This window comes from Schlesneria sp., from assembly GCF_036405755.1.
Taxonomy (GTDB): Bacteria; Planctomycetota; Planctomycetia; order Planctomycetales; family Planctomycetaceae; genus Schlesneria; species Schlesneria sphaerica.
Map to the genome: position 1 here is coordinate 1 of NZ_DASWWZ010000103.1, position 6956 is coordinate 6956.

Annotated in this window: 4 protein-coding genes; 1 reads left to right on the forward strand and 3 read right to left on the reverse strand. The window is 54.7% G+C overall.

Annotated features, from left to right (window positions below; all coding sequences use genetic code 11):
* Window positions 1-71 precede the first annotated feature (71 nt).
* On the forward strand, window positions 72-3050 hold the full coding sequence (locus VGE80_RS03555; RefSeq protein WP_440591700.1) for an FG-GAP-like repeat-containing protein: 2979 nt from the start codon (window positions 72-74) through the stop codon (window positions 3048-3050).
* Between the two features lie 19 nt (window positions 3051-3069).
* Here the strand turns inward: VGE80_RS03555 and VGE80_RS03560 are convergent, their stop codons facing one another.
* The 3 genes from VGE80_RS03560 to VGE80_RS03570 all read right to left on the reverse strand — a co-directional run bounded on the left by VGE80_RS03560 (window position 3070) and on the right by VGE80_RS03570 (window position 6727).
* Window positions 3070-4704 carry an FG-GAP repeat domain-containing protein gene (locus VGE80_RS03560; protein ID WP_440591701.1) on the reverse strand — a complete coding sequence of 545 codons (1635 nt, stop codon included), beginning with the start codon at window positions 4702-4704 and terminating at the stop codon, window positions 3070-3072.
* A 129-nt stretch (window positions 4705-4833) separates the two neighbouring features.
* Window positions 4834-5460, reverse strand: a complete 627-nt coding sequence (locus tag VGE80_RS03565) for a type IV toxin-antitoxin system AbiEi family antitoxin domain-containing protein (protein WP_440591702.1) — start codon at window positions 5458-5460, stop codon at window positions 4834-4836.
* A gap of 643 nt (window positions 5461-6103) precedes the next feature.
* On the reverse strand, window positions 6104-6727 hold the full coding sequence (locus VGE80_RS03570; protein WP_440591703.1) for a hypothetical protein: 624 nt from the start codon (window positions 6725-6727) through the stop codon (window positions 6104-6106).
* Window positions 6728-6956 lie beyond the last annotated feature (229 nt).

The window sequence follows — 6956 nt, forward strand, 5'->3', positions numbered from 1 at the left end:
AATGTGAATAACCCGGAGATCGCCGCGAGCTTGCTCACGGCGATCTCTGCATTTGACAAGGACTGCTGTCAATGGTGCCGCTCAATGATCAGACAGTACCGACCGACGCAAAGAGAGCGAAGGGTCGCGGCGGATCACTGGTAGTTGGGACCATAACCGCAGTTGTGATCGGCGCGGTCGGACTTGCCTTCATGCTGTCGGGCGACGAATCCGAGGATCAGATCGTAGAACAAGGCCGAGCCCATTTCGCTGAGCATCAGTTCGATCTTGCCATCCAGCAAGCCAGACGTGCAATCGAGAGATCACCAGAACTCGCATCGGCCTGGTATCTCCTGGCAGAAGCAACCGACCAGAAGGGTCAGTATGACGAGTCCCTGGTTGCTTTGACCCAGTACTCTCGCCTACGCCCTGCCGAAGGAGGACGGCTGGCCATGCGGCTGGGTAATCGCTGGATGCAGAAGAATTATGTCTGTCCGGCCGCCGCTGCATTTCGACTCTCCGAAAGCCTGGACGTCGAACAGCCGCAGGCGCTGCTGTATCAAGAGCAAATCGCGGCGGTGACGGGCTACCCGCGTGAGACCGCCCGCTGCATCATCGAACTGCTGAAACGCGACGCTTATACGCGAGGGGACTTAATGCTGCTGACAGCCCAGATGCCCCGAATTAAAGATCGTGAGCGTCTGGAAGCAATATTGCACGCCGATTCCAAATGCAAGTCGCCGCATCTGGCGGTTGCACTCGACGAATTAGATCAAAGTCACATTGAGAGCGCAGAAAAAATCCTGCTGGACGTGACGAGCACGCATCCCGATAACTTCGAAGCTCAGGGAGTTCTGGCGGAACTTTACGCACATTACCGACCCGAAAAATTCATTTCCTGGCACTCGAAATTGCCTTCTCAGGTTCAAGACGATTCGCGCATCTGGTCGGCTCGAGGAAAGTGGTTATCGGAAAAGGGCGAAATCAGTTCCGCCATTCGATGTCTGCATGAATCGCTGCTGCGAGAACCCGAACAGCTTTCTACGACGACCCTGTTAGGACAACTCTTAAAGTCACATCAGCACGTCGAACTCGGTACGGCATTCACGGAACGAGCAAAGCGGCTTCAGAAGATCATTGATCTGAATGGACGTTTGAATGAGTCTCGAAGCGAAGAGGCGATGCTCGAGATGATCGAAGAACTGGACGCAACAGGGCGGTTATGGGAAGCGTGGAGCTTCTGTGCAATTTACGAACTGACATTCAAATCCCCAAACGCTCGCGTGGCGGCCGCTCAAGCACGAATCAAGCCTCAACTCTCTCCCGCACTCCCGCGCACCAGACCAGACACTCTTCCCGGGAGTGAGTTCAATTGGACGAAGTTCGAACTGCCTGACCTGTCTCAGCAACAACGCGAACGCTCTCCCCTGCCCACTGATCGGAGTTCAAGCGTGACTCGAATTCGATTTGACGATCAGGCCAAGCAGGCGGGGTTAGCTTTTCAGTTTGTCAACTCGTGTCAGCCTGGGGGCAGCCGCAACATTCTGGAAACCATGGGGGCCGGTGTCGCCGTCCTGGATTTTGATCTGGATGGCAGGCCCGATCTGTATTTCCCTCAGGGAAGCAGTTCTCCCAACGGTACACCCGATGGACCATCTGACACGCTCTACCGCAATCTTCCCTCCATGCAATTTGAAGACGTGACATTCGCTGCCAACATCAGCGAAACGTCTTATTCGCAGGGAGTTGCTGCAGGCGACTTCGACAACGATGGCTTTCCGGATCTGTACGTCGCCAACTTCGGTCGTAACCGACTGCTCCACAATAATGGTGATGGAACATTTTCTGACGTGACACAGAGCGCTGGTCTGACACAGCAGTTCTGGACAGTCAGTTGTGCCATCGCTGATCTCGACGGAGACGGCTTTCCAGAACTGTTTGATGCCAACTATGTTCAGGGACCGGATATCCTGACCAGAACCTGTCTGGATCAGCATGGCGAACAGCGAGTCTGTCGTCCGACACATTTCAAGCCAGCTCCGGACACCGTCATTTTGAATCGGGGTGACGGCCGGTTTAGCGAGCAGCAGGCGGAAGCGGGCCTCGATCTCTCGGAGGGAATGGGGATGGGGATCGTCGTTGCCGACTTCAACGATGATCAACGGCTCGACGTTTTTGTCGCAAACGACATGACTGCAAACCATCTGCTGATCAACCAGACGACCTCCCGCGACCAATCACTCCGATTCGTTGAGGAGGCTTTTCTGAGAAACCTTGCGCTGGACGAACACGGACTCTCGCAAGCGTGCATGGGAATCGCGTGCGCGGATATCAACCGAGATCGCCAGCTTGATCTCCTGGTCACCAATTTCGCCAAAGAAGCAAATACACTTTATTTATCGAATCAGGACGGCTTTTATCGAGATGCTACACAGGCGGCTGGCCTGCGTCAGGCCAGCTTCGAACCGCTGGGATTCGGCACTCAGTTTCTGGATGCTGACCAGGATGGCGACTTTGACCTCATCGTCATGAATGGGCATATCGACGAGTTCAAAGGCGAAGAGTTTCAGATGAAGCCTCAGATCTTCCGTGGCGAACCGGGCGGCCGATTCACAGAACTGACCGCCGGAACGGCCGGATCCCTGTTTGACGTCCCACGGCTGGGACGCGGAATGGCATCACTCGACTGGAATCGTGACGGCCGAACCGACTTCATTGCAACGGATCTGCAGGGGCCCGTGCTGCTGGGTGTGAATCGGTCTGAATCCCCCTATCGTTCACTCCGCCTGAAATTTGTCGGGACACAAAGCAGTCGAGATGCGATTGGAACGAAGCTCAATGCGATCCTCGCTTCCGGCATGATCAGAAGCTGGCAGCTGACCGCGGGTGACGGATATGAGTCGAGCAATGAACGAGTGATGGAGATCTGTGTCGGTGATGCGGATCGATTGAAAAAAATAGAGATCATCTGGCCATCGGGTTTGCGATCCACCTTTGATGACGTCCCGGCCGCAGGGGAATGGATCGTGATCGAAGGGAAGCCCGGGTGGGTTCCCCGCCATGAGCAATAAAAACAGATGAGACTTCACGTCAATCTGACGTTTGACTGATCTCACTGTCCGCCTGTTCTGGCACCCTTTCGTTCCAGTAGACCGTAAACCACTTGCGTGGGGAATCGGCACTTCGAAGAGACGGGGTCTCATACGGATTGAACTGACCGATCGTGAAATCCAGATCGCCGTCGTGATCGAAGTCACCAGCGGTAATTGACATGGAACCGGCTGCGACCGGATATGGTCCTGCGTTGGAACGCTCTAACGAATACCGTTGATATTCGCCCGGTCGAATCTGTTTCAACCAGATGACCGTATCGAGTGCTTGAGGTCGCACCTGATAACGAAGAAACGGGGGACAGAATGCGACGGCGACGATATCCATCCTGCCGTCACCGTCGAGATCTCCCGGGATTGCTCGCACTGCACCGGGAAGTTCGGCCAGTCTGTGATACGCGAACTGCCCGTCACCCAGGTTTTCCAGCCAGTTGACGCCGTGATAAGGTTTGATCTGCATCGTGTCGAGCGTATCACCATTCGTGAAGAGCACATCCAGATCGAGATCGCCGTCGAGATCCGCCAGTTCTAAACCAGTGCTTCCAGAGGAAGGACTGTCAGCCTGGTAGAGTGTCCTCGGCTCGAAACGGCCCGCCCCGTCGTTGAGATACGCGATGATCGCTTCGTGCTCCTGACCGAACATCGCCACGAGATCCTGATCACCATCACCGTCCAGATCGACGGGAGTAGCTCGGATCGCGCCATGTCGCGCATCAATCAGATGCAGCTTCGTTTCCGGTCGACCGCGAGTCATTGACAAAGTTTCCAACCAGATCAACCGCCCAACTTTCTCAAATCCGAATTCCGCGACGACAAAATCAAGGTCACCGTCCCCATCCAGATCCGCAAGTTGAGCATCCGCAACGCGTGCGACGTGATCGAGGATCGAGATGGCTTCGAAAGGACGGCCTGAGTCTGACGATCGCAGCAGCGTGACCGACCCCAGCAGCTCATCCGTCGGTTTGAGCATCCCGAGGTCGGCAATCAGAAAATCCTGATTTCCATCGCGATCAAAGTCACAAGGGACCACGTGCGCAGGATGCTTGACGCGGCCCAATTCTGAACTGGACATCACGTCGTCCTGCCAGGAAAAGCGATTCACGCTTCCGTTGCCCATATCACACAGCAGCAGATCCAATTGAGAATCAACACCAGGGCTGACGTGGATGGCATCCAGGAACGAAACGGCTGTGGAACCATATTGATTCGGCAACCGCTGAACGTCTGGGCGAAACAGAACCGGGCTGGGGGGGGCATCAGGAGCATTAGGGATGGGCAACATCTCAACCGCCCGCTGCAAGAAATACTTTGTAACTCGTGATTGACTGGGAACCTTGAGATCCAATCGACCTGAAACTCGATACCGTTCGAACGCCTTTTCAATTTCTTCCCCCCATGAACTTCGGGGAAGAGCGTCAGGACGGGGAACGACGTGACAGGCACCACAAAAATCAATCACCTGCCGCTCAAGAGTCTCCTCGGTGTTCGGTCCCGTCAACGAAATCTCGGAAGGATCGATCCCGGTAACGACCAGCCCCAGTGCCGTGACAGCCACCAGACTCGCCGCCAGTATTGTGCCGACCAAACCAACACGAAAAATAGACGTCCGATTCACGTTCAGTCTCGATTCCAGAAGGCTCTTCACCACACAGACGAAACGGGATCCCCAACAGCCTTTATGCCGGATTCACGATTCAAGTGAAAGTGACTTCGTCGCGGCCTTTAGAACGACCTGGCCGCTCGGTCACATTACGGCCTCCAGATAGGGCCGGATGACGCGATTCACGCGACAGATTTCCGCGTAATGAAGGAGCGACTCGACATTGACGCGATCCTGGTGGCGGTAGGTCTTGAGGGCTTCCAGCACGGTGTCGAGGCCGATTCGATTCCGGTACTTGAAGCAGTCCGCCAGTGTCTTCTCGCGGCTGTAGACGCGAACGGGGACTCCGTCGACCAAGTGCGTTTCGATCCCTTCCGAATAGGCTGTACCGCTGAACCAGAAATGCCTCACGGGCGGATAGGACAGCCGTGGTGGTTCTGCCCCTCGGGGAATGGCGACACAGATTTCGTGGGGGATCTGGGTGGTGAGTTCATGCCAAGCGAGCGCCGAGATCAAACAGAGCACACCGTTGGGAATCTTGAGAGCGACGGTGACCAGGTCAGGATTGCCAAGCGACGGAGCATCCGCCAGTCGGTACAGCCCCCGACTGAGCAGTTCGATCCGACCGGAATCACGGAGAGCGTACAGAGTCCGGGGATGAATACCGGCCTCCAGAGCATCGCGTGTGCGGAGCACCCCGCCGTGGGCGCGGAAGTGGTCCAGCGCCGCCGAGACCAGGTGGGATTCTTCGGGATGGTGTTCGACGCTCATGTGGATAAATATATCAGCACAACGCTGTGTGTGCCAGTTTTTCTATCCTTGCTGGGTCAGGAATGCGAGAAAGCCAATAGGGATCAGCCTTGGCCTCCGCATGCCATGGACTACACCCGGAGACGTGGACTTCTTCTTGACACGGACGGAACTCCACCCGAGCCAGCAATGTGACAACAAACCTTGGTGTAAACTCGACAGAAATCCATCGCGATCTGTGTGACCGACAATCTCTACGAAAAGCTGCACGGCCGTTCATGAATGCCTGCTACTTACGGCGAACATGCAGTGTCCCTGTGGCCGTGTTTCACCCAATGGGAACGCCAGTACGACTCCTTCTCCCGAATCCGTGAACCAACCTGCGACATCTCGCCATCTCCAATCCGAATGGGTAACAAAACCCACTCAGACTAAAGCATGGCTCAAGATGCACTTCACCGTGCGCTTACACCGCAGTTGCACGGTGCTATTGCTTCAGCCGACCGGCTGAGAGGAAGAAACGAACAATTCTTGGCGGTTCCGTTGGCAGGCAAGATGGTCGACACTGTTCCGTGATGGCGATGACCCGGTTGCTTTTCTGACGCGAAGCAGTCCCAGCAGCTCACGCACGGGAGAACACCAAGAATCGCCAGCGGAGGGACGATTATATAACGATGAAATGGCGTTCAAATCCTTCTCCAAGTTGTTCCGAATCACGGTACGTTACACCTTCCGGTAGTGTAGACGTGACACATGATTGCAGCCACACCTCCCTTAATCCCAACCCATAGCGATGATTAACATGCAGGTCAAACATCCGTTTGCCGTCAATATCTATGAAATGATCTTCAAAATGATCCGGTGCATCGTCAACGATGACAACGTATCCTGCATTGCAATCCCTAGCGAATGAGCGAAGTGCCTTCCAGAAATCACGTTGTATCATCGGCGTTGACTCCTCAAGCAATCGCCGTGACCAACCGAGTGATATATGCGGATTCGGAGCATCCAGAAGAAACTCCGCAGAGATCACCAAATCGGCACTTCGTAATTGAATCGAGAAGGACTTTCCGATCTCCAGATGCCTGATAAGGTCACGTTCGAACGGCTCGTTCAACGAAATTTCCTCACCAACATCCAGAACGTGACCATCATCGTCGACCGGAACACAAATTCGAATCGAGTTGTCAAACTCGGCACCAAATTCAGTAAGGTGATTCACGGCGTCGGCTGGATGAAGTTGACTCGGTGATTGCGGAAACAGGAATGCGTATTGCCAAGATGACATATAGTTACTCGTGAGGGATGAATCGAACTCGGTTTCCCCATTTCTTCGCAAGACTTTCCTGAAGAAATTTAAGCGTTCCGGGGGATGTATCGGGGCCGTAGATAACATCGAGCCGCTTGGCCCTTTGCGTCAGGGCCAGCGCGTACTAGCTCTTGATTCCCATTAGTGTTTTGAGCATCACGTTATCATCCCAGCCACATCTTCTGCGGTTCATGGCGACGCTTTTCTT